General features: G+C 26.7%; 19 protein-coding genes and 1 tRNA gene. 1 reads left to right on the top strand and 19 read right to left on the bottom strand.

The genetic code is table 4. The annotated features are described in order from the left end of the window. Window positions 1-11: 11 nt before the first annotated feature. Both yqeH and ESOMN_RS03845 read right to left on the bottom strand, forming a co-directional pair. The gene (gene yqeH / locus ESOMN_RS01880; RefSeq protein WP_024863268.1) at window positions 12-1,127 is read right to left on the bottom strand and encodes a ribosome biogenesis GTPase YqeH; all 1,116 of its coding nucleotides are present in this window, start codon (window positions 1,125-1,127) and stop codon (window positions 12-14) included. After that, window positions 1,127-2,053, bottom strand: a complete 927-nt coding sequence (locus ESOMN_RS03845; RefSeq protein WP_024863267.1) for a hypothetical protein — start codon at window positions 2,051-2,053, stop codon at window positions 1,127-1,129. Before ESOMN_RS03845 ends, yqeH begins: the two co-directional genes overlap by 1 nt. Before the next feature lie 87 nt (window positions 2,054-2,140). Between ESOMN_RS03845 and ESOMN_RS01865 the strand changes: the two genes are divergently transcribed. Further along, on the top strand, window positions 2,141-2,956 hold the full coding sequence (locus ESOMN_RS01865) for a hypothetical protein (RefSeq protein ID WP_024863266.1): 816 nt from the start codon (window positions 2,141-2,143) through the stop codon (window positions 2,954-2,956). Here the strand turns inward: ESOMN_RS01865 and ruvB are convergent. The 17 genes from ruvB to parC all read right to left on the bottom strand — a co-directional run bounded on the left by ruvB (window position 2,953) and on the right by parC (window position 25,877). Beyond that, complete coding sequence (gene ruvB / locus ESOMN_RS01860; protein WP_024863265.1) at window positions 2,953-3,903, bottom strand: Holliday junction branch migration DNA helicase RuvB; 951 nt, start codon at window positions 3,901-3,903, stop codon at window positions 2,953-2,955. The genes ESOMN_RS01865 and ruvB overlap by 4 nt on opposite strands. Further along, window positions 3,884-4,453 (bottom strand): Holliday junction branch migration protein RuvA, encoded by a 570-nt coding sequence (gene ruvA, locus ESOMN_RS01855; RefSeq protein ID WP_024863264.1) that lies wholly within the window; start codon window positions 4,451-4,453, stop codon window positions 3,884-3,886. Before ruvA ends, ruvB begins: the two co-directional genes overlap by 20 nt. Before the next feature lie 86 nt (window positions 4,454-4,539). After that, window positions 4,540-4,704, bottom strand: coding sequence for a 30S ribosomal protein S21 (gene rpsU / locus ESOMN_RS01850; protein ID WP_024863263.1), 165 nt, complete (start codon window positions 4,702-4,704; stop codon window positions 4,540-4,542). Window positions 4,705-4,787: 83 nt separating this feature from the next. Further along, complete coding sequence (locus ESOMN_RS01845) at window positions 4,788-5,948, bottom strand: hypothetical protein (RefSeq protein WP_024863262.1); 1,161 nt, start codon at window positions 5,946-5,948, stop codon at window positions 4,788-4,790. Between the two features lie 100 nt (window positions 5,949-6,048). Continuing rightward, on the bottom strand, window positions 6,049-7,005 hold the full coding sequence (locus tag ESOMN_RS01840; RefSeq protein ID WP_024863261.1) for an L-lactate dehydrogenase: 957 nt from the start codon (window positions 7,003-7,005) through the stop codon (window positions 6,049-6,051). A 131-nt stretch (window positions 7,006-7,136) separates the two neighbouring features. Beyond that, on the bottom strand, window positions 7,137-8,738 hold the full coding sequence (locus ESOMN_RS03815; RefSeq protein WP_156920186.1) for an APC family permease: 1,602 nt from the start codon (window positions 8,736-8,738) through the stop codon (window positions 7,137-7,139). A gap of 328 nt (window positions 8,739-9,066) precedes the next feature. Beyond that, a complete protein-coding gene (locus ESOMN_RS01830; protein ID WP_024863259.1) occupies window positions 9,067-9,927 on the bottom strand; it encodes a formylglycine-generating enzyme family protein in 861 nt (286 codons plus the stop codon). A 22-nt stretch (window positions 9,928-9,949) separates the two neighbouring features. After that, window positions 9,950-10,780, bottom strand: coding sequence for a sulfite exporter TauE/SafE family protein (locus tag ESOMN_RS01825; protein ID WP_024863258.1), 831 nt, complete (start codon window positions 10,778-10,780; stop codon window positions 9,950-9,952). A 149-nt stretch (window positions 10,781-10,929) separates the two neighbouring features. Further along, entirely contained in the window at window positions 10,930-12,381 is a 1,452-nt protein-coding gene (locus ESOMN_RS01820; protein ID WP_024863257.1) for a glycoside hydrolase family 1 protein, read from the bottom strand. Between the two features lie 17 nt (window positions 12,382-12,398). Next, window positions 12,399-13,862, bottom strand: a complete 1,464-nt coding sequence (locus tag ESOMN_RS01815) for a sulfatase family protein (RefSeq protein ID WP_024863256.1) — start codon at window positions 13,860-13,862, stop codon at window positions 12,399-12,401. 1 nt (window position 13,863) lies between these two features. After that, window positions 13,864-16,563: a PTS glucose transporter subunit IIABC gene (locus ESOMN_RS01810; protein ID WP_024863255.1), complete on the bottom strand. Its 2,700-nt coding sequence runs from the start codon at window positions 16,561-16,563 to the stop codon at window positions 13,864-13,866. A 231-nt stretch (window positions 16,564-16,794) separates the two neighbouring features. Continuing rightward, the gene (locus tag ESOMN_RS01805; RefSeq protein WP_024863254.1) at window positions 16,795-17,541 is read right to left on the bottom strand and encodes an MFS transporter; all 747 of its coding nucleotides are present in this window, start codon (window positions 17,539-17,541) and stop codon (window positions 16,795-16,797) included. Then, window positions 17,531-18,682: an N-acetylglucosamine-6-phosphate deacetylase gene (gene nagA / locus ESOMN_RS01800; protein WP_024863253.1), complete on the bottom strand. Its 1,152-nt coding sequence runs from the start codon at window positions 18,680-18,682 to the stop codon at window positions 17,531-17,533. The genes ESOMN_RS01805 and nagA overlap by 11 nt, the downstream gene beginning before the upstream one ends. Window positions 18,683-18,718: 36 nt before the next feature. Then, a complete protein-coding gene (gene recD2, locus ESOMN_RS01795; RefSeq protein ID WP_024863252.1) occupies window positions 18,719-20,929 on the bottom strand; it encodes an SF1B family DNA helicase RecD2 in 2,211 nt (736 codons plus the stop codon). Between the two features lie 111 nt (window positions 20,930-21,040). Next, a tRNA-Ser gene (locus ESOMN_RS01790) sits at window positions 21,041-21,131 on the bottom strand. A gap of 121 nt (window positions 21,132-21,252) precedes the next feature. Beyond that, window positions 21,253-23,061 (bottom strand): P-loop NTPase fold protein, encoded by a 1,809-nt coding sequence (locus tag ESOMN_RS01785; RefSeq protein ID WP_024863251.1) that lies wholly within the window; start codon window positions 23,059-23,061, stop codon window positions 21,253-21,255. 50 nt (window positions 23,062-23,111) lie between these two features. Beyond that, window positions 23,112-25,877, bottom strand: coding sequence for a DNA topoisomerase IV subunit A (gene parC / locus ESOMN_RS01780; RefSeq protein ID WP_051445514.1), 2,766 nt, complete (start codon window positions 25,875-25,877; stop codon window positions 23,112-23,114). Between the last annotated feature and the right edge of the window lie 9 nt (window positions 25,878-25,886).

Genomic DNA, 25,886 nt, shown 5'->3' with positions numbered 1-25,886 from the left:
AAAAAAAGGCACTATATAAGTGCTTTTCTTACTTGAAAATTATAATAATTATTCTTGTTATCTGTATTTGAATTAACAAAGATATTCACTTGTTTAACTTCTTTTGCATTAAAATTAATTCAACCCAAACCAGGCAATAAAATATCTAGTTTTTCAGATGATTTATATTTACTTTGAATTAAAATTTCCTCTTTAAAAACATTTAATAATTTTGAATTACTAGATTGCGGAAATATAATGTTATAGTTTCTATCAATATAGTCAAATGCATTACTTATTTTTGTTCTATGTAAATTTATTTCAGGATTCGCATACACATGTATGCTATTTTTAACATTGGTTGCAAAAACAAATTCAATTCAAACAACAGAACCAAAAATAATCGCTTGTTTTTGTTCTAATTGGTAGCTATATTGTTTAACTTCTTTTTTGAAATAAAAATATTTTCATTGTTTTGGATCTGTAGCTAATGCCAAAGAATTAGTTCTCGAAACACCGGGTGTATCAAAAATTTTCTTGTTTTTTGCAATAATTATTTCAATTAAATCCAAAGTTGTATTAAAAAACTTAGATTCCACTCCAACTGCTGGTTTGTTGCTATATTTTAAAATTGCATTAATTAAAGATGTTTTACCAACATTAGAGCTGCCTATAAAATATTGATCACCGTCAAATTTTAAAATTTCTTTTTCTAAAATTTCAATATATTTACCATTTCTTTTAGTTGTTAACATCACTTTTGCATTGTTTAATGGTGTTTCTTTAAAGTAATCTTCAATATATTTTTTTATTTTAGTTTTTTTAACTGATCTAGGAAGTAAATCAATTTTATTTATTAAAATAACAACTTCATGTTTTGCGATTATTTTTTCTAAATCAAAGATTCTTGAATTTTCTAAATCAAAGATGTCTAAAACATAATAAAATTTGTTTTTTTTATTTATATTGCATATATTTATAATGCTTTGCAAAAATAATTTAGGATCTAAATCTTGATTTATTAAATCATTGTAATGTTTTATTCTAAAGCATCTCAAACAATAATTTGCATCTATATTTTTTACATAACCAATTGTTTTTTCATTAGTTGATTGCAAAACAGATCCACAACCCGAACATTTTTTCATTAAATATCTCCTTTAAGGTATTTATTGTTGATATCTTCAAAATTAGTGAAAGCAAATAAAAATTTTATTAAATACAATAATTTCAAAACATCGTTATAACAATGAATTTTAGCTTTATTCACATCTTTATTTAATTTAATAAATTCATCATAATGCATCGTGTTTGCGGAAAAAAATTTTAAAGCAGAACAACATAATTTGTAAATATCATCTGATTCTTCAAATTTTTTAAGATCAAAAATGTTATTAAAATAATCAAAAAATTTTTTCAAAGAAGGTAAACTGATTGTATCTTCTCCAACTTTACCTTTTTCTAAATTTTGCTTTTTGTAAAATTCTAGTCCTTCAGAAGTGTAATTAGAAAAAGACAGTGCGTTTTCTAAAATATTATAGATATCAAAACTGTTAACCGAATAATCTTGTGTTTTTTCGTCCAAAACAAATAACTCTGTTTTTTTATTATTCAATATTTTTTTATTACTATTAATTCATGATGAAATTATTTTTTTATCATTTGCTGCACCTGCAAAAATTAAAGTTTTTATTCCCTTGCCAATACACATATTAATAAAAGAATTCATCATTGCTTTGTATTGTTTTTTAAAATTATATTTTTCATCTTTATAACTTCTTTTAATTGTTAATGATTTAATAGATTTGGTGTTTTTTCTTTCATAAATTTCTCTAAAATTTTTAGCAAATGAATATTGTAATATATAGACTAAATCTTTATTTATTTCATTATATAAATTTGATTTGTTCCCATTAGTTTCATGAGATTTGTTAAAAAACTCTGTGTCCATTATTATTGCAGGAAATTTAATTGTTTTAAAATCTTTTAACACAGTATCTTTGTTTAAATAAAAATACTGATGATCGTTTAAGTAATAACGATCACCTTTCTTTTGTATGGAATTGTTTTTCACACTAACCTCTTAATTGCTCTACTTATTATTTTAACAAATTGCAAGCAAATATAATTGTATAATAATTACATAATCAAAGGAGAAATCATGATAATAAGTAAAGAATCTACAATAAAAAGTTTGTTCGATCAGACAATAGTTAAATGATTTGTTGATTTAGTTAGCGAAAGATCACAAAGTGTAAGATCAGAATTTGTACAAATGACTAATGAATTACCAATTTTAATTCAAGCCGGAGCATCAGATTTAGAAATTGAGAGTGGTATTCAAAGTGTTATATCTGAATTAAAACTTTTAAAAAATGTAGAAGAAATTAAAATTTATTGCAAGAAAAATGAATTTAATTCAAATGAAGTAATGTTTAAAAATAATCAAATTTCCTTTGATACTATGACTCAATTTTTACAAAATGGAGAATCGGTAATTAAAATGATGTTGAAAGTTCAATTTGGTTCAACTTTTGCAATGGCAATTGATGTTATTGATAAATTTGAAGAAGTAGAACTAAAATTAGGTAAAGAAACTCAATTATTAGAAATGGAAATTGAGGATTTAAATTATTTATTAAATAAATCATTAGAAAAATGATTAGAAACTTTAAATGAATTTATTTCTAAAAATCCTAATGACATCGAAAACATTATTGTTGAGTTTGAACAAATCAAAAATAGTAAAACTTGAGAAATCAAGAAAAAGGCGATCGAAATCATCAATCGTTATTTATTGAATTTTAAGTCTCAAGACATATTTGCAAATTTAACAGATGTTCAAGATTTCAATAATGCCAAAAATAAAGATGAGATAATTATTTATAGTAGAACATTAGCTGCTGTAACTTCATTAAAATTAGCAATTGATTTAGCAATTGATTTAAATAAAGTTATTGACCAAACCGTTAATTAAAAATTAACGGTTTTTATTTTATCCAAATACATTATTCCTTGATTAGTGATCTTTCTACCTTTATAAGTTTTAATTATTAATTTTTCTTGCAATAACAATGGTTCAATAAAATTTAGAACGTTTGGTGTTGAAGTGTTAAGTACTTGACTAATGGTTTCAATTCCCATTACATTGTGTTCTTTTAATAAAAATAAATACTCTAAATCTTTTTTTGTTAAACCTAATTCATAAATTCCCATTTCCTTAAAAACATTTATAACAAATTCCGTTGTAATCTCAGTTTTGTTATAAGTAATACTAAAATCACTAATTCTTTTAAGCAAATTTATCGATACTCGCGGGATCTTTCTGGAATAATTTGCAATTAACTTGGCGATTTTTAAATCTAATTTTAAAGAAATTTTATCTGCAATATTCAAGACGATTTGTGTAATTTCATCTTCGTTATAATTTGTTAATTCAAAATTTATTGGAAATCTATTAATAAACGGAAAGGCTAAACGATTAATTTCTGTTGTAGCTCCGATTAAAGTAAACGGAGGAAGTTTAAGATTAATGACTTTAGAATTGTAATCTTTACCTATAATGATACTCATTTTATTTTCTTCTAAAACAGGATACAAAACTTCTAAAACTTCTTTATTGATAGCGTGTATTTCATCTATAAAGAGAATATTATTTTCTTTGATGCTTGAAAGTATTGAAATAACATCACTAGGTTTTTGCAAACTAGGTCCATTTAGAAAAATAAGTTTAGTTTTTAAAATTTTGGCAATTAAATAAGCTAATGAAGTTTTACCCATCCCACTTGGTCCATGAATCAAAATATGATCAAGAGCAGTTTGTTTAATTTTATTAGCTTCAACATAAACTTTTAGATTATTGATTATTTGTTTTTGACCAAGATATTCATCTCAAGTTGCGGGTCTAAAGTCTTGTAATTGCATTGTTACTTACTCTTTCTAATGTCAACTTTGTCATTGTTTCTAAATCACAATTACTATCAATTTCTTGAAGTGCTTGATATATATCTTTTGATTTAAAACCTAACTTAATAAGTGATGTAATAACTTTTTCCTGTCTTAATGTCATTTTTTTTGCAAAATAAATTTTGTTTAACTCACTAATAATAATTTTGGCAGTAAAACTTCCTACACCTTTAATTTTTAACAATGAGTCTAAGTCATTATTTCTAACTATTGTTTTCAGCTCATCTAATTCTAAAATGTTTAAAATTAAAAGCGCCGTTTTAGGACCTACTGTTTTTATTTGCAATAAACTTTTGAATCAATCTCTAATTTCTTTATTTTCACAAGCATAACATTCATTGATGAATTCATTTGTTATTTCACAAGTAAAAAGTTTTAAATTTTCAAGTTTATTTTTTTCTATGTTTATTGGTTTTATTAAGTTATACACAAAACCTTGTTTATTATTTTCTATGACAATCTGTTGTTGATTTAAATCAATTACTTTACCGATAATATATTCAATCATAAGACCCCCAATATAGATTAGAAAAAAATAAAAAAACGAACCAAAGTTCGTTTTTAAAGTTTTGATAAATCAACTAATGTAAAAAATTATTTAAATTTACGGTTTTGTTTTTGTTTGTAAATTCTTTTTTCTTTTTTACTTAAGTGATATTCACGTTTACGAGCTTCAGCTTTATTTGCTGAGGCAACCTTTTGAAAGCGTTTTAATGCTTTTTCAATTGGCTCTCCTTCGTGTACGATAACACTTGCCATTAATTCTCAACTCCAATTCTTTTAAATTATAACTTATTTATTAATGATTTTATTTATTTTTTTAACAAAAAAGAAGAGGAATATTATTTCTCTTCATCATCATCATCATCATTATCTATTATTGTTTCTTCTTTTAGAATATCATCATATTTTGATTCCATTTTATCCAAAAAGTTAAAAGCATCAATTGTGCTTGAAAAAGTTTCCTCATTTTTATTAGAACTTATGTCTTCATTGACTTTAACTGTTTTATCTTCATGATCATTTGAAAAAACATCAGCAAATGTTATCTTTTCTCGATTATCTAATCCCAACGTTTTTGTAATTTCATCTAGATTCACTGCTGAAATATCATCAAATTCATTTTCAGCAAACATTGATTCTTCAATAGTTTGAGTATTATTATCTTCAAAAGAAATTGATTCTTCAGTGTCTAATTCTTGTTGCTCAACAATTGTTGCTTGCTTAATGATGTTTTCAAAAGAAATTTCTTTAATTTTTGTTTCTTCGTTAAGGTTAATTTCTTTGAAACTTTCTTCACCTAAATCAACGTTGTTAATTGTTTCATTAAATTCAACATCATTTAAATCCGGAGTTTTAGCAAAAATATTTAGTTTATCTTCAAAAGCTAAAGTTTCATCAGCACCATAAGCGTCTTCTTCAACTGGCATCTCTAATTCGGCTAAAAATGAAGAGATTGTTTCATTAAACATTTTGCTTTCATTTTTATTTTCAATTAAAGATGAAAAAGTTGCTTCTAATTCTTCATCGCTTAATTCTCCAAAAAGTTTATCTACAGTTTCAGTAAATTCGTTTTTATGTGTAATTTCAGCTTCAATTTCTGATTCTAATTTATCGATATCTTTTAATTTGTTATGATTTACTGATGCGGATAAAGCATCAATTCTTGCTTGTTCTTTACGACGTTGATTCATTTTCATTTCGTAATTTTCTTGTTCTTCACGACTAATTGTTGATTTATTGGTGTTTTCAAATTTAGAAATGTTTTGACCTGTTTTTTCTTTATATTTTTCAAAAGCTCTGTCAGTATTTTTATTTTTATCCTTAAGTCAAATTAAGTACTTAGTGAAGCGAATAGTTTCATCAAGCATGTATTCTTCAAAAGCAAAAAGTTCATTAGACATTAACGACATAACAGAATTTTCATCAAGATTTAATCCCACTAATTCAAGGATTCTAGTTCTTATCTTTGGTGTCAAATATTCATCTATATGTCTTTTCATGTGTTTTGCTCCTTGCGTCTAATATAATTATATCTAAAATGCAAAATATTATCTTAATCAAAATAAAAACCTTTTGTAAAAAGGTTTTAAAGATTTTAAATTATTTTATTGCTACTTCAGCTTTTGCAATCGATTCTTTTAAAGTTGAACAAGAAGCATTGAATTGTTCTTGTTCTTTTTTGGTTAAATCTCAATTGATAATTTCACTTCATCCATCTTTACCAATGATTGCAGGAACTCCAGTATAAACATCTTTATTGTTGAATTCCCCATTTAATTTTGCTCCAACCATTAAAGTAACCATTTCGTCTCTTAAAACAGCTTTAACAATACGAGTTAAACAAACTCCGATTCCATAAAAAGTGGCACGTTTTAATTCAATTATTTTATAAGCCATATGAACTGCATCTTCACGAATTTGGTCTAATTCTGCTTGAGAAATTTTACCTTCTTCTATGTATTTAAAAATTGGTTTTTCCATAACTGTTGCATGTGATCAAACAGCAACTGATGAATCTCCATGTTCACCAGCTAAAAAAGCATTAACTGATTGAGCAGAAACTTTTAATTTGTCAGCCACTAAACGACGTAAACGTGCTGAATCTAAAGTGGTCCCTGATCCAATTACTTTATGCTCATCAAATCCTGTTACTTTTTGATATACATAAGTTAAAACGTCAACTGGGTTTGAAGCGATTACAGTAATTCCTTTGAATCCTGATTTTTTAACCTCTTCAGCAATTGATTTCATAATTATAGCATTACCTGCAACCATATCTAATCTAGTTTCACCTTCTTTTTGTGGACGACCTGCTGTAATAACAATAACATCAGCATCACCGCAATCTGCATAATTTCCTGCTTTAATTGATGTGAATGAAGTTGGTAAAACTGCCATTGTATCTGCTAAATCTAAAGCATTACCTTCCGCTGCTTGAGGGAAGGCATCAATTAATACATAATTTTCTGCAACTCCTTGATTAATTGCTGCGTACATAAAAGATGTCCCAACAGCTCCTGCCCCAATTAAAACAACTTTGTTACTTGTTTTTTTCATTTTTACTCCTCTTTTCTCAACATTAATTATATTCTTTCTTTCATAAAAAATAATCAACAAATTATTAAGTTTTAGAATATTCTTATAAAGGATTAATAAAAAAACAGCATCAAAGTGCTGTTTAAAAAATGTTATTTTTTAATTGTTTTATTTTTTAGGTTTAATTTCTCTTTATTGTTAGTTAATCTAAATTGATTATCAATTTTGTTTTGCAATTCTGGGTTCTCAATCAAGCGTTTTGCCATTTTCTTTTTGAAACCAGTGAAGTATCAAATTGTGCAAGTAGACATTGAAGTGATAATAAAAGCAATTTCAATAATTACTCCTGTTAATGTAGAACTAAAATGTTCAGCATCAACAGTTGCTATTTTATTAATTAGTTCATAATAATGTCAAACGAATACAAATGCTAAAATCAATAATACGATTGGGTATAAAATAATTTCTCAAATTTTTAAGCGATTTTTCTTTTTAAAGTGTAATGTCAGCGCAACAGCAATTACCATTCCGTAAATAAAGATCGTAATAACTGATGAAGCTTCTGTTAGTGATGAAACGTTAAAGACATCTTGATAAGTTACTGGATCGGCTCCATTTAATAAAGATACTCCTTTAATGATGTCAGGAATACATAACCAAATAAAAATCATAAATCCAGTGATAATTAAGTTAAAAATCGAAGCCTTAATTGGTAAATTATCTTTATTTAATTTTTTCATTTTATCTGGTAAGAAACCTTCGTTAGCTAATGGTTGAAGTGTTGTTCCTCCATATAAGGCATTTTGCATTGCGACATTGATTTTTAAAGCAACCGAAGAAATCATCATAACGATAGGTCCTCCATATAACAAGACTTTATTTAAAGTTGGTTGCGCTGAACTTCATGCCCCCATGTTCATATTTTGCTCAAAACTGCTATATGCTGCAAAAAAGATTATTGTGATAACAACATAAAAGACAGTTGAGATTGCCATAATAATAACAACCCCTTTCCCTACATTTTTTTCAGGATTTTCAATATTTTTTCCAGCGGTTGAAAATACTTCAAAACCAGCAAAGAAAAAGAAACATGAGTTAAAAGCTTTAACAAATCCCTCTAAACTAATCTCGGATTTAGTTGTTCAATGTTGCATATTATCGTGACCATTTTGAAAAGCCAAAACTAGTCCTAAAATAATTAGACATCCTGCAGTTATTCATTTAATTAAAGCTGATCCATGAGCAATTTTTTTATATCACTTAATTCCTAAGAAAATAATTGTCGCAGCTGACATGTAAATAAAAATTCCAATTAAATCTAATCAAAGATCTGTGAACGGACCTCAATTGGCAGCATATCATGCACCTTGTCCAACGTATTCTGGTGAAAACGAACCTTTAATCAAAGAGTTGATTTGAATTGTGATTAAAAATGGTAATGAAACATATTGCATGAATGCAATAAATACACCCCAAAATTTACCAAAGGTTGTTCTTACATAAATATAAGAACCTCCATTATTGTCTGAATTATGAATTTTTGCCATTCTTGCAAATGCAATAGCACAAATACCAGCAATAAATCCTTCTAATAGGAATAATCACGTCACATGAATCCCTATAGAATTTTCTTGTCCAATATTTGAAAGAATGGCAAAATTTCCAATAAAAGCAATTCCAACTGAATAGTTAAACCCCATTCAAATAAATTCTTTTAAACTAAATTTTTTTCCTGATTTATTTTTTACTTTCATTTAAAATTTTTCCTTTTTTACTATTTTTTAATTTATAAATAATTGTAATTAAAATTTTTTAAGTAAATCTTAATCCTTAGTCAACATAATATAAATAATAGCATAAATATTGTGTTTTTATAAGCAATTAATTTTTGAAAAGATCTTCATTTTCGTATTTTTGAAAATTTTTTAATGTCAAATTCTAAAATTGTAAAAAATTTAAAAATTAAACAAAATAAAAGGTTATGCACTTGTTTATTTGATGAACAATTTATTAAAAATGTTTTGCAAATTAAGAAATTCTATTTGCTAAATTTGTTGATTATTTAAAAATGCTATTATTCACTTAAGTTATTGATTTTGCGCATCTAAAACTTAAATTAGATGATGTTGATTCAGCACTATTACTGTTTCTTGAATAAACTTTATATCTTTTACAGAACTTATCATGACACAAAAATGAACCGCCACGAATTGCAAAAAAATTATTTGATTGTTTTTTATTTGCATTATAGATATTATGACTATTTTGTTGATTAAAATAGTCATAATCAACATCCTTAGGATTTGAGCATCATTCTCATACATTTCCCACCATTTGGTAAAGACCATAATTATTAGGCTTAAATGTTTTTACGGGTGCTGTTCCTAAAAAACCGTCTTCTTTTGTGTTTCCGAAAGGAAATTCACCTTGTCAAATATTACAGTTTCATTCTTCATTTAACAACAATTCATTGCCTCAAGGAAATTTTTGGTTTTCTAATCCACCTCGAGCAGCATATTCTCATTCTGCTTCAGTTAATAATCGTTTTCCTGATCAATTACAATATTCAATTGCGTCATTTCTTGAAACATGCACAACTGGGTGATTCATTCTAGTTTTAATATCGCTATGAGGACCTTCGGGATTTTTTCAATTTGCACCTTGAACATAATATCAAAGTTTATCAAAATCTACAGGATTACTTTTCTGTTTAGTTTTTTCATCAAGTAATGCTGTAAACACAAAAGAAGCATTATATTTTTCTGCTTCTGTAATATAACTTGTATCTTGAATAAATTTTTGGAATTCTAAATTCGTAACTGGAGTTTCGTCTATAAAAAAAGATTCAACTTTAACAGATTTTATAGTTTGGCTATTATCAACCTTAAAAGAATCGCTATTTTTTGAACCCATTAAAAATGAATTTCCAAGTATTTTGATCATATTTTTTCTCCTTTTTTATTTTTTAAAAGCTTATTGCAAAATCAACAAACATTTTTACTGAACTACCTAAAATTAATGATATTAAAATTCATCTTAAATAATTGTCTTTTTTAAAATATTTTTTAAAATAAATTGCACTTAAAGTTCCTATAATTACACCAATAATTGTCGGCAAAACTACTGTTAGTCAATCAATTTGATAATTTCCTATTACTTTATAATTTGTGATTAAAGTAATTAAACTTGTAACAGCTATTATCGAATGGCTAATTGGCACACTAACTTTTAAATTCAATTTTAACCATATTAAAAGAATTGGCATAATAATAGGACCACCCCCAATTCCAGTTAAACTTGTTAAAATTCCTGCTAAAAATATAATTAACGACAATTGCAAACAATTAATTTTTTGCTGGTTTTGTACTATATATATTCAGTTATATTTAGCGATTGGTTCTTTTTTTTGGTTTGGTTTAATGACATACATTTGTAAGATTAATATTATAGAAACCATTAATAATAATAAAGCAATCAAAAACTGAACTCATTTAGGGTTTATTAAAGTTTCTAAATAGTTCCCTAAAAAGACTCCGGGAATGGCAAAAATTATAACGTTTAAAAATATTAAATAATTATATTGTTTTTTATAAAAATTTATACATGTATTAATAAGACTCGATGTAAATACTAGTATTGTAGATAGCAACTTAATTTCTTGAAAATTATTATTAACTAACAATAGTAAAAAAAGCGGGAGAAAAAGAACACCCCCACCTACTCCAGATAAACTTCCTAACACAGAAATTACTAAAGTTATGATAATCAATAATGGAATTAATAAACCGATTTCCATAAGTTTATATTAACCTCCCGCTTTTTTCGAAATTATTTTTATAAATGTCGGCCTATTCGGCCTATTCTTTAAGATTTTTTTAAAGTAAATATATTTTTTACACTTTATTAATAAAAGGTTTTTTAAAATATTGTTATTTTTTAAAAAAATTACAATTCATTTGTTTGTCTAAATTTTTTGAATCATTCAAATGATTTCTTTTTATATCTTTTGCCACTACCATTATGATAGTCATCATAATCAACATAAATTAGTCCATATCTTTTTGACATTTCATTTGTGCCAGCTGAAACAACATCAATTGGTGTTCACATTGTGTAACCAAAGACATCACACCCATCTAAAATTGCTTCATTGATTTGTTTCATATGAGAACTTAAATAATCAATTCGATAATCATCATCAATTGTTTTATTTTCATTTAATTTTTCTAATACACCAATTCCATTTTCTGAAATGAATAGTGGTAAACGGTATCTATCTCATAAATCATTTAAAGTAATTCTTAGACCTATTGGATCAATTTGTCAACCTCATTCAGTTTCCTTTAAAAAGGGATTTTTTTCTAAAGAAAGTAGATTACCTTCAGTTTTTTCTTGACTTTTAATTGAAACTGTTGATGTCATGTAATAACTAAATGTTAAATAATCCATTGTATTATTTTTTAAAATTTCTTTTTCTTCGTTTGTTATTTCTAGATTAATCTTTTTTTGTTCAAAATATCTTTTAATGTAGTTTGGGTATTCACCACGTGCAACAACATCAAAGAAAAAATATTTATTTAATTGTTGCATTTTTTGATTTTCACGAACATTATCTGGATTGCAATCTAAAGAATATGTTGTCATATTTGCAATCATACAACCAATTTTAAAATTTTTATTAATTTTTTGTGCCAATTCTTTTACTTTTGCTTGAGCAACAAATTGGTGATGAAGAGATTGATAACATGCTTGTAAATATTGTTGATCATTTTTAAAATCTTCTTTAAAAATTCCTGTTCCCATTTCAGAAGCTAAAACCGCAACATTAATTTCGTTAAATGGTAATCAATATTTTATTTCGTCTTTAAATTCTTGAAATAAAACTTTTACATATTTTAAATACATGTCAATGGTTTTTTTATTAAATCAACCACCATATTTTTTGATTATTGGATATGGCAAATCAAAATGATGTAATGTTACCATGACTTCAATATTGTATTTTTTACATTCATTTATCACATTTCTATAGAAATCTAAACCTTTTTGGTTAGGGTGTTTGTCATCTCCATTTGGAAAAATTCTTGCTCATGCAATAGACATTCTATAAATGTTCATTCCTGCTTCTGCAAATAATCTAATGTCCTCTTTATACTTATGATAAAAATCAATTCCATATCTTTTTGGATAATGCAATCCTTCAACGTTTTTAATAGATTTTTCATAATCATTTTTTGTCATATTTCTTAGTACACTTAAATCTTTACGATTTAAGTTCGGATTATAAGGACGCATTTCTGCAATGGTTAAACTTTTGTCATTAACATCAAATGCTCCTTCAATTTGAGAAGCTGCAGTAGCACCTCCTCATAAAAAATTTTCTTTTACAAATTTCATTTTTGTCTCCTTAGTTTTTATCTTTTATCTTTTCTTGAAGGTACAAAATCGCCTGTTTCAACCATTCAATCTAAAATTCTTAACTTAAATCAAGCAATTTGTTCTTTATAATTTTCATTTTTTATTAAATTAAATATTTCATGAGGGTCACTATTTAAATCATAAAGTTCATCTAATTCATAAAGTCTGTATATGTATTTTAAATTATCTTTTCTACACATAATTGCCTTTGTATGCTCTGGTCCTTCTTGGCATTGTGTTTCTAATCTGGGCCAATATTCAGAATCGGGACCATGACCTTTTTCCATAGCATATGTTTCACCATGAATTCTTCCACCTTCGCTAAACACCACATCATTGAATTCGATTTCGTGATTTAATCTTTTAATTAATGAATGACCAAATTGGGTATAAGACAATTGAAAACCAGCAATATCAGCTAAAGTTGCTGGAATATCAATTAATTCGACCGGTTTTTCAATAATAGAAGATTTAATCTTTATGTTTTTTGAAGGTTTAAATAATAAGGGAACATTTACTACTGGATTTTCAAAAGAATTTTGAACTTTTTCAGCAATTCCATAATCACCAGTATAATCACCGTGGTCAGAAAATACAAAAATATTTGTGTCTTCAAATAATTTTTTTTCTTTTAAGACCTTTACTATATCACCATAATATTCATCAAATTTATTTACCATTCCTAAATAAACGGCTCTTAATTCATCTCATTTTTCTTCAGATCATTTTTTTAAATTTTGTCTTTCGAAAATTCCGTAAAGCATAGAAGATTTATTCTTTATCAAATTAATATTAGGTCTTCTTTTAGGCAGTTTTTTTCTATCAATTTTTGAAAAATAGGGTTCAGGAATTCCGTAAGGAGGGTGAGGAAGACCAATTGTACAATAAACAAAAAACGGTTTCGGTGAATTTCGATTTTTTAAATAATCAATTAAACTCTTTACTCAAACTTCATCCATTTTTAACATTCCAAAATTTTTTGGCACCTCACCATAATAAAACGAATAAAAATTATCACCTTTTCTCTTTTCTTTAATAAAATTTTGAGTTTCATCATTAATGAATTGTTCTTTCATTTTTTGCATATCACCATTAATGCCACTAATATATAAATCGCAATATTCAGATTTATCTTTTCTTGAATCAAGGACATCATTTCTTCCAATTCAAATAACTTCATATCCGTTTTCCTTCATTTCTTTTAAAATGTTGGGTTCAAAATCATTTTGTAAATAACTAATTGTTCTATGTCCTAACGTATGAGGATATAAACCGGTCAAAAAACTAATTCTTGATGGTGAACAAACAGGGTTTTGACAATAAGCATTTTTAAATGAAACACCTAATTCTTCTTTTACGATTGTATCTAAATTAGGCGTTAAAGAAGCTGGATTGCCTAAGTGGGCTAATGAATCAGACCTCATTTGATCTGCTATAAACATTACTATATTTGGTTTCATTTTATATTGCCTTTCGTGTTTTTTCTTTTTTTCCATTTGTTTGAAGATTTAATTTTAAATCATTAAAATCATTTAAAATTGATTGCTCAATTTCAATAGGTTGAGCTTCATTATAAAATATTAATAACGAGTTTAATGCATTTAAATATTCATTTTGATATTTTAAAATGTTTGTGTTAAATTCTTTGTCAATTTTTTGAATATTTTCTAAAATAGTATTTTTGTTTTTTGCAACTAATGTTTTTAATAAGTCAAAATTGATTTTTTCGTTTTCTAGTTTAATTTGCTCTTGCAATTGTCGTTTTTTATTGCCATATATATCAGTAATATGTTTTTCATATATTTTTTCGACTTTTAAAGTGTCATTATTTTTTACAGCTTTTTGGCCCTTTTTAAGAAGTAAATTTTTTATCTTTTTATCTTTTTTTAAAAGTGAATTATATAATTCCTTTAAATTAGCATTTTTTAAAATTTGTTTTTCTAGTTTTTTGATTTCTTTTTTTTCTTCTTTTGATACATTGAAACTTATTGCTTTAATTTCACTTTTGAATTTGTTAAATGTTTCTTCTGAAAAAATGCTTGATAATTTAACGAACTTTACAATATTGTTATTAATTTTTTGAATTAGACTTGTCTCTTTAATTCTTTCGACATGTAAAAGACTTGTAAAAACTATAGATGAAGCACACGCAATCAATGATGCTAAAATAAAGAATAAACCATTTTGAATGTTTGGTAATAAATTTGTTGGAGCTGATGATGGATCTACTGGATCACTAAAATAGCCAATAAAACCAAATACTCCTAAACCTGATGATACTCTAGAACTCACACCCATAGCACCTATAAATAAACCACCGATAGCTCCTCCTAAACAAGCAGCTACAAATGGTTTAAAGCGAGGCAAAGTAACACCATAAATTGCGGGTTCTGTGATTCCCATAATTCCGGGAGGTAATGCCCCTATAGCTTCATTTTTGGTTTTGCTATTTTTAGAAATTATCAATAATCCTAACAATGCACCTACAGAACCTCATTGTGTCATTGCTGCTGCTGGTAAAAGTGCTGAAACTTGACCTTGAGCAAATGATTGAACCTGGATAAGAGTAGATACAGGTAAATGAATCCCAAAGACAACTAATATAGGTCAAAATAACGATAATATTGCTTGCGCTATACCAAATGGTGCCAATGTTAGATAATACATTAATCCAGCAATAATCGTTTCTATTATGTAGTATATTGGACCGATCACAAAAAAAGTTAATAAAGCAATTGTTAAAAGTACCACAAAAGGTCTAAAAACCAATTCCAACGAAGGATGGATTCACCCTTTAATTCAAACATCCAATTTTGAAGCAACAAAAATTGAAAGCATTGCAACAAAGGGTCTATTTGCAAATATCATTATAGGAATTTTTGAAAATCCAAATCAAGCTGGATTAGTTGTTGGATCAGGATTAACATTAGTGGTGATTAAGTCTCATTGAATTCCTTTATCACCAAATCCTGAACCATAAAATAAAATTGGATTAGAAATTATTAAGCCAATTCCTGCTCCCAGTAATGGATTAAAATTAAAATATTTAGAAGCAGATATTGCTGTAAATAATGCTAAAAATTTTAATGGAACATCAGAAGTGACTTTTAATATCCCTCAAAAAACATTTACGTCTTGAATGAAATAGGTATTAGTTGGTAAGAGTTGTCCATCCGGAATCGTGTAAACAATTTTAGGCATTAAATTGCTAATTTGTAATATCGAAACTATTCCCATCATTAAACCTGCTCCAATTAATAACGGAATCAATGGAACCATAATACCGGAAATTATACTAAAAAATTTTTTAACAAGATTTTCTTTTTGATTATTTTTTAAAGTAAAATCTTGCAAATTTATTCCATTATTAAAACTGATAATCGCATCTTTAACTTTGTAAACATCTTGACCAATGACGATTTGCAATTCATTGTTATTTCAAATTATTCCTTTGACACCCTCGATTTGTCTTATTTGTTTTTCTTGAACTAAATTTTTATTTTTAATTTTAAATCTTAATCTAGTCATACAATTATAAACATCATTATAATTATTTTTTAAACCCACCAGTTCATTAATTTTTAAAGCTAATTTTGTATAAAAATCTTTTTGATTAAAATAATCTTCAAAATCTATATTGTTTTTGTTATTTAAGAACTTGTTAGGATTTTTTTTATCTTCTTTTAATTCAAAATATCCTATTAATTCTCCTCTTTTTACATTGCCTTTTTTGTTAAATTTAAAAATATATTTACTATTTTTAGTGTCTACATCCAAAGTTATCGGAACTTGTGTTTGTAAACCCATTGATTTAATATATTCTAAATCAACATCAACAATTTTAGTATTTAAATTGACTTTTTGATTTATTGAAACATGTTCTTTAAATGGGATCCCGTTTAATTTAACTGTATCAATACCAATATGCATAAGTAAATTAATATTATTTTCTAGTTCAAAAAAATATGCATGTTTTGTATCAGTAATTAAGGAAATTTTTGCATCTTCTAAGGGGGTATAGAATTCATTATTTTTAGGTATTATAAAAAAACCATTTCCTAACATACCTTTAGAAAAAACTCCGTCGTTTAAATCTTTTAATTTTTTAATTTCACCATCACAAGGTGCAAAAATGTTAATCTTTTGTGGTGGAACACTCATAGCAATCCTCCTTTCGCTGTTTAATCTAATGCACTTACATTAAGAATTAAAACATTTTAAAAAATTTAATAAAATGTTAAAAATGTTAATTTTAACTACTTTAAAAATATTTATTTAATTACAAAAGAAAAAGTTGTAGATTTGTAAAAAAAAATTAAATAAAAAATCTCTTTAAGCACTTAATGATATGTTTTGTTACCACTAAGTATTTTTAGAGAATTAGCTTTAGGATTATTTTTTGTCTTTTTCGTTTAATCATTTTTTAATATCTTGATTATCTTTTAATTCTTTGTTTAATTTCGAATCCATAAATGGATTGTATTCATTGGTATCATTTTTTGGTTCAACTTTTTTTGACTCTTTTTTCTTGTCAACTTTTTTTGTTTCATTACCTTTTAATAGTAGTTTTTCAGCATCGCTAGTTCTAGATGCATCAATTTCTTTTCTGATTTCATCTTTATCTGATTCATCATCAACGATTTGTTTTCTTTTTGCAAGAATTTGTTGGTTAACTTTTTTTTCACGTTCTTGATAAATTTTAATCTGTTCATTGATTCTTGAAAGTGATTCGAAAATAGCACCTAAAATCATACCAATTCAAACAATTGGATAGGTTGGTCCAAAAGCAATCATTACTTGATTAGCATGGTTTTCTTTTCAAATAATTGCGATGACAACATAAATAATGGCAGCTATCACACCTGATATATAACTGATTATAGAAATGGTTAAATATATTAAATCTTTATGTTCATATTTATATGATGATTTATGTTTTAAATAAAGTCTTAAACTAATGTAAATGCTAATTGTTGTAATTCCAATTGCTAACAAAATTGAAATTACAACAACCATAGTATCGACATTTGAAAAAATATTTCTTCATTGTTGTAAGAATCCTAATAATGGTGCTGTAAAAATAAAAATTGACCCTAGTGTTGCAATATATTTGGTAAAAGCGTAAGTTTTAATATTCATTATTTTCAAAAATTACTCGACCTTCTGCAATTGTTTTAAGCACTTTAAGATTTTTATCCAAAACTACAATATCCGCTAATTTGTTTGGGGCTAAACTTCCTGTTTGTTCGTAAACATTTAATTGTTTAGCGGCATTAATTGATGTCATTTTAATTAAATCAGTCATTTCCATTTTGCAAGTATTGTAATAAACACGCACATTGTGATCATAAGTAGCTCCAGCCGCTGCTAAAACACCAGAATCTTTTAAAGCAACTTTCATTCCTGTCTTTATTACGGGTAGTTGACCTATTTTGTATTCACCGTCTGGTAAACCTTTGGCATTCATAGCATCAGTTATGATAGAAATTTTATCAGGACCTTTATGATCGAAAATCATTTTTAGAATTTCAGGTTGCAAATGAATTCCATCAGAAATTACTTCAACAACTACATCATCGTGATTTAAAGCCGCAACTGCTAATCCTGGACGATAATGATCAACACCACTCATTCCATTAAATAAATGAGTAATATGTTTTACTCCAAGTTTTCAATCTTTGTCAAATTCTTGAGCAAGCATATCAGTATGTCCAATTGAAGGTAAAATATCATTTTCAATAAGGTATTTTGTGTAAGAACCATCTTGTAATTCTCCAGCATAAGTTATTATTTTAATATTATTTTTTGCTAACTCATTTCAGTGTTTTGTAATTTCGATGTCAGGATTGATTAAAAGCTTGGGATCGTGAGCACCTTTTTTGGCAGGACTAATAAAAGGTCCTTCCATGTGGGCTCCAAGACATATAGCTCCTTGCTTATTAGATTTACTCATGAAATCACCAAATTCTTTATAAATTTTATTGGTGAATCCCAAACTGTTAGTGATAGAAGCTTGACAATATTTCGTAATCCCTTCTTTGCCGACATTAAGAGCAAAATGTTCAAAACGGTTAGTATCCCCAGTTTCAAAATCGACTCCATATCCTCCATGAACATGACAATCAATAAAACCAGGTAAAACTCAATTACCTTTTAAGTCAACACCAAATTCATCAGTTGTTCCTTCAACAATATCGATAATTTTTTTATCATGAATAACAAGATATCCTTTTTCTATAATTTTGTGTTCTAAAACTATTTTTCCATTTTTAAGTATCATTATTTTTTTACCTCTTTTATTATTTTATGCTAACTATTAATCTATTTGTAGTTCTTTTAAACGTTCTTTAAGAGTAGTTTTACGTGGAATCGCTTCTCTTGCGGCAGCTTTAATAAACAAATTTTTATCACCTATCAAGACTAACTTATCTTTAGCTCTTGTAATTGCTGTATAAATTAATTTTTTATTTAAAAAGAAACTCTTTCCATTATCTTCGATAGCGAAGACAACATGTTTGTATTCGCTACCTTGAGTTTTATGAACACTGCAAGCATAAGAAAGCGAAACATCTTCAAAATTAGCTGTTTTTAAAGATATTCTTTTATCTTGACCAAAATTAACTAAAGCATGGTCAAGAGTATTTTTGTTTAAAATTATTTCTTCAATTATTCCAGATTCACCATTGGTTAAATCCATTTCTGAATCATTTTTTAAGAACATTATTTTGTCACCAATTGTATAGCGATGACGACCACGATCATAAACTTTATCTTTATCAAAAATATTGCTGTTAAATTCAACTTGGATTTCGCTATTTAAGTTTTCTACACCTAATTGGCCAGCATACATTGGAGAAATAATTTGGTAATTAAAAGGGTTCTGATTAATTGAATCTAAATTAGTTTCAAAATCTTTCTTTAATAAATGTAATGAAACTTCACTATCTTGATCAAAAAAGTTTTCTACATTATTTAAATTATTTAAATCTAAATTTGCTAAAGAATTGTTTTGAATTGCATGCGCTAATTCAATAATTCCGTTTCCTTGAGCTTGACGGTAAATATTCGTTAATTTAACTGTTGAAAATAAATTAACATCAATTAAATCTTCAAAAACATTTCCATAACCAACACTTGGTAACTGATTAACATCGCCAACTAAAACAAGTTTTTTACAACGACCAATCGCTTTAATGAATTGAGCAAATAAATGATTTTCGATCATTGAGCATTCATCTAAAATTAATAAATCAAATTTTAAAGGATTTTTTTCATTAACCAAATAATTATTACTAATATCTGCTTCTAACATTTTATGAATAGTAGTTGCTGATAATTCAGACCAAGATTCTCTTACTCTTGCAGCAGCTCTTCCCGTTGGAGCTGCGATTCCAATATTATTTGAATTAAATATTTTAGTAAATAATTTTGCCATTCCTTTAATAACAGTCGTTTTACCAGTTCCTGGTCCTCCTGTTAAGATTAAAAAATTGGAATTTGCAAATTCAATTAATGCTTGACGTTGGATTGAATCATATTTGAAATCAGTTTTACCAATTTCATAACCGATTTCTCTTTGGATTTCATCAATAATGTTTTCTAAGTTAATTTTGCTTGGCAACTTATGGATTTTATTTTTAATATCACAAACTTTTTGTGCAATAAGTTGTTCATCACTTCATGCTTCAGCACAATAAATCTTTCCATCAACAAAAAACAATAACTGGTTTTCTTTAGCGTATTTATAACCCGCTAAAACTAGTTCTGAATCATATATTTTTAAATCCTTGACAACTTTAGCATCCAAATTACGTTTGTCAGTGTAAGTATTTCCTGTTTGCATACAAAGATCAAGAACAATTTTAGCAGCTCAATGTCCAATTCTTTCAGGAGAATTTAAGTCTAATCCAAAATGAACAGCAACTCTATCCGCTTCTTCAAAGGGAAAAATATTTTTATCACGAGCAAATTTTAAAAAATTATTTTTAAAAATGTGTTCTGTTTCATCATCATCTTCAGTATATTTTTTGACTTGATTTAAAATATCTACTTTTAAATTATGTTCAAAAAACTCTGAAATTAGACGTTCTGAATATTGCATTTCTTTTAAAGCGTCAATAATCACTCTAGCAATTGCTTTGTCTAATCCCGGAACCTCATACAAAGCGTCAAAATCATTTTTGATTTGCGTTATAGCCTGATCTCCGAAGTGATTTACAATTAGCTCAGCTTTCTTTTCTCCAACGCCAGGAAAAATTGGTGATGATAAAAATTTAATAACTTGGTTTTTAGAATTAGCTTCAGCTTGTTTAAAGGTTGTCACTGCAAATGATTTACCATACTTAGGGTGTTCTTCATACTTTCCATTAATTTCATATAAAACTTTTGCTTTCATTAAAGAAATTGAACCTTTAATTTTAATTTGGGCTTTACTATTATTTTCATTAACAAAAATTGCTAATCCCCAACCATTAGTGTTTGAAGTTAAAAATCTCGAAATATAACCTCTTAATATAGTTGTTTCCATATAACCTCTTTAATGATAATTATAAATCTAAATACATTGTTTTAGAAAACTTGCTATAAATCCTTTTAAAAATAAAAAAACAACAACTTTTGTTGTTGTTTAAATGCAAAATGGCGGAAGATAAGGGATTCGAACCCTTGCATGATTGCTCAACTAACGGTTTTCGAGACCGTCCCCTTCAGCCAGACTTGGGTAATCTTCCATACCATCTTATTTTAATGGAAAAACAATTTAATTTATAAAATAAAAAATAAATTTTAGATTTATTATATATAGTTATAAAATATATATCTACCCGGTTTTTTAAAACCAATATAAAAAAATTAATTTTTAAAAAAGTTTTTTATTTTCTCATTTAAAGTGAAAGATATATCATTTCGGTCTTCTATTCAACCCGTTAAATCATCATAATTTTTATTTAAAAAATTTTTTATATAATTAAATTTTTTATTTTCTTTCTCTTTAATTTTGTTTAATTCTTCAATGTAAATTTTTGTTTTAAAACTGTTTATTTTTTTTAATTTAGAATTTATATAATCAATTTCTTCATTTAAATGATCACATTCAATTTTTGCATTAATAAATTGTTTTGTTGTAATACCGACAAGATCATTTTGATTTTTTAAATTTTTTTCTTTCATTGTAAACATTTCAGATTCTCAATTAAAATCCACATCTGCTTTCATAGAATTGTATTCATGAACATCATTTTCTAATTTCTTTTGTTTTTCTTTTGCTGTATTTAACTTATCATCTATTTTTAAAAATAAATTTTTGCATTCATTCAAATTTAAATTTAAAGAAGTTAATTTAGATGTTAGCAAACTTTTTATTTTTTTTAAATACGAGTTTATATTTTGAATTTCTGAAATATAATCATTATTAAAGTTATAGTAAAATTTTTGGCCTGATTTCTCTTGAAAAATTTTATTTACAAAATTGTCCATTTCGCTTAAATTTATGTTAAAAATTGAATTTGATCAATCGCTGGTTTTTACTTCATTTTTAAAAAAATTACTAATAATCTCATTAATTTCTTTGTGAAAAAGTTTAAAGTCATTTATATCATTGATAATTATAGATTTGAATACATCTGATGAATCTCATATAAATTCCTTTATTTTTTTTAAAATTTCATATTCCTCTTCTGTTTCAAAAATTCCATATTTTTCAAAAGAACTTTTAACTTCTCTGATACTTAATTTTTCACCATCAATGTCATTGTCTAATATTTTATTTATATCCATAATTAAATCTTCGTTTTTATTATTTTTAAATCCGTTTTTTAAAAAATTGTAATAATCTTGATTGAAATTATAAAAATTGAAATCTATATATTTTTGAATAGGGTATTCAGAATTCTTGTTTTCATCTTTAATATTATTTTTCATTTTTTCTAAATTAAGAGGTAATAAAATTAAAAAATTGGGGAATTCCTGCAGTTTAATTATTGATTTTAATAAATCCCAAGAATAAGAACCAAGTCTTTCTAAATTATCTATAAAAATAATTGTTTTAATTGCATTTTTTTGAAAATTTTTAAATTCTTTATTAATTTCACTTTCTTTCTTTTTGTCTTTTTCATTTAGTTTTTTAGTTGCTTGAAGACCAGCTGAAACAAAACCTAAATTAGCACTTAAATTAAAAGAAACCTGAGAAGGTGTTATTGATTTAAAAAGTTTGCTTACAACTCCATCTTTATTTTTTTCAGGTACATTATGTAATTGAACCAATTTTTTTGATATTTCTGTCGCAAATTCCGTAGGCACTGAATTTGATGACGAAAACTTTCAAGCATCAATTATTATAATTGAATCAAAAATATCCGATTTTATTTGTTTGTCAATAAAAGCTTTAGTGAAACTTTCTATAAAAAATGTTTTACCACTTCCTCATGGGGCGTTTATTATTGTTAAAGGAGATTTTTTAATCAAATCTTCGGGAGTAAAAATATATTTTTTATGATTCAAATATTGTTCATTTTCTTTTTTGGAATTTATATATTTTTCATTAAATTTTTTAAAATTTAATTCAATATTTTGTAAAAATTCTTTTGAAAGTTCTAAAAGGTTTACATCATCTACTTTTGCCACCAATTTTACTGAGTTACCTTCTTTATATTTGCTTTGCATATGTGCTTCTCCTATTTTAAAAACTAATTTAATTATACTTAATGTGTTTATTAATCTTCGAAAAGATCATCAAAGTCTAATTGAATTTTTGGACTATCTTTTTCGTCTTTTGCTTTAGATTTATTTTGAATCTCTTTTTTAGCGTTAGTAAATGACGAAGTAACATTAGATAAATCTCCAAGCAAATCACTTAGTGAAGAAGTATAAGAATTTACTTTTTGAACAGCTTCTTCTTTTGCTTTTGAAGTTATAGTAACTTTTGAACTTACTTTGCCTTCGTTTGACAGTTTTTCAGTGGCTTTTTTAGCCATTGTTGCTGCTTTAGAAACATATTCTTCTTCATCTTCGTTAAGTTGTGAAATTGGTGGTAAATCACCGTTTGTCACAATATATTCTTTTTCTAAAGATGCTCCAATAATTTCATTAATTCCAGTGTCGGCTGTTGTATCTTTAGGGTCTAACATTTTTACTTTGGCTAAATTAATTTCTTGATATAAATCTTCTCCGTTTAAAACATGCAAAATGTCATCTGGGGCAACTGAATAACCATTTGTTACTAATTCCACTCCACGCTTACGTTCTGGGAATAATCTTGAACCACGCTTAGGTCTGTTTAATAGTGGTATATCCAATTGCGATACTTTTTTCATATTATCTTTGTCAGTTAAAATGAATACAGAATCAATATCTTCTAAAGTAGTTCCAGAAATAATCAAATCATCTTTTAAATTAGCAGCTTTAACCCCTTTAGAACCAGCTCCTTGAATAGGAACATCCCCGATGTTATATCTAACTGCATAACTATTTTGCGTAACGATTACAACATTATTAGTTTTTGAAGTTACTAAACTAGCTGAAACAATTTCATCTTGATCAGCTAATTTAATTAATCTGAAAGCACGAGTGAAAATTTTCGTTTCCATATCAACAATTGGCGTTCTTTTAATACTTCCTAATTTAGTGGTGATTAAAATTTGTTGAGTTGCTGTTGAAAAGTCTTTAACAGCAAAAGCTGCAACAATTTGTTCGTTTCCATCCATGGTAGCAACGGTATTAACATGCATTCCCATATCACGTCATTTACTCATTGTTACTTTATATAATGGAATCGAGTAATAAGTCCCGACATTAGAAACTAAAATTAAATGATGTAAATTAGTTGTTTGTAAATGACTAATTCATAAATCTTGAGGTTTACGCCCAAAAGTAGATCATTCGTTTTTATTAATAACTCCTGGTTCAATTGCTTTTAAATAACCATCTTTTGAAACTCATAAATGAAAGTTTTTTTCCACCAAGGTATCTTTTAATTCCACTTCAAAATTTTCAACAATTTGGGTAATTTCGCTTCGTCTTGGAATTGCGAATTGTTTTTTAACTTCGCGTAAACGTTCAACAATTTCTTTATCCATTGCTACAGGGTTACATAAAATTTCTTGTAAATGTTCAATTGTTGTTTTTAAAGTTTTTTGTTCTTCTTGTAACTTAACAACATCTGTTGAAGTTAAACGATATAAACGCATATCTACAACTGCAGTTGATTGGGCTTCAGTTAAACCAACTTGTGGGTTTGAAGTTAAATTAACAATTGCATCAGCGCGATTAGTTGAATTACGAATAATCTTAATTACAAGATCTAAAATCGACATAACTTTAATCAAACCTTCAACAATTTCTAAACGTTTTTCAGCTTTATTTAAATCGAATTGAGAACGTTTTGTAAAAACGTCTTTGTAATGATTAATATAGGCTTTTAAAATATCGATAATGCCCAATTGTTTAGGTTGTTTATCAACAATAACAACATTGTTGTAATTGTAAGAAACTGATAATGGTGTACTCTTAAATAAAAATTTTCTTACAATTTCAACATTAGCTTTATCCGATAATTCAATTGCGATTCTTAATCCTGTTCGGTCAGTTTCGTCACGAACTTCTCTAATTCCTAAACCCGGATTAGCATCCACAACATCCCCAATTTTACGAACCAAATCTTGTTTAACTACTTCGTAAGGGATTTCGTCAATAATAATGTTTCCATGTTCTTCATGTCATTTAGAATTAATGATAACTTTACCTTTACCAGTTCCAAAAGCTTCACGAATTCCATCCATTCCTTGAACAATTCCTCCTGTTGGAAAATCAGGACCTTTAACAATTGATAGAATTGTGTCTAAACGAGTTCCGGGAGTATTAATAATTGCAATAGTTGCATCAATAATCTCCCCAAGATTATGTGGAGGAATATTAGTTGCATAACCAGCAGCGATTCCTGTTGATCCATTAACTAAAATATTTGGAAAATAACTTGGTAAAACGGTTGGTTCTTTTTCTGAATCATCAAAGTTAGGTGCAAATAAGACTGTTTGTTTATCTAAATCAGCTAACATTGCTTCTGAAATTTTTGCTAAACGTGTTTCAGTATAACGCATAGCAGCGGCTCCATCACCATCGATTGAACCATTGTTTCCTTGCATATCAATTAAAGGCATAGCTAGTTTTCAAGTTTGACTCATACGCACCATTGCGTCGTAAATTGAAGTATCTCCATGAGGGTGATACTTCCCGATAACTTCTCCAACTACTCTTGCTGATTTTTTATGTGGTTTATCAAATCATAAATTTAAATCACTCATTGCATACAAAATTCTTCTTTGAACAGGTTTTAAACCATCTCTAACATCAGGAAGGGCACGTTCTTGAATAATGTATTTCGCATAACGACCAAAACGATCACCCATTAAATCTTCTAATGGGTAATTTATAATTCCGCGTTCATTCATAACTTGGTTGCTATCAATTACTTTTTTAGCCATAAATTTTAA

Origin of the sequence: Williamsoniiplasma somnilux (genome assembly GCF_002804005.1) — a bacterium.
In the GTDB taxonomy this organism is placed as follows: domain Bacteria; phylum Bacillota_I; class Bacilli_A; order Mycoplasmatales; family Mycoplasmataceae; genus Williamsoniiplasma; species Williamsoniiplasma somnilux.
The sequence above is the reverse complement of the archived record's forward strand: the minus strand, read 5'-3'. Positions and strand labels throughout refer to the sequence as shown.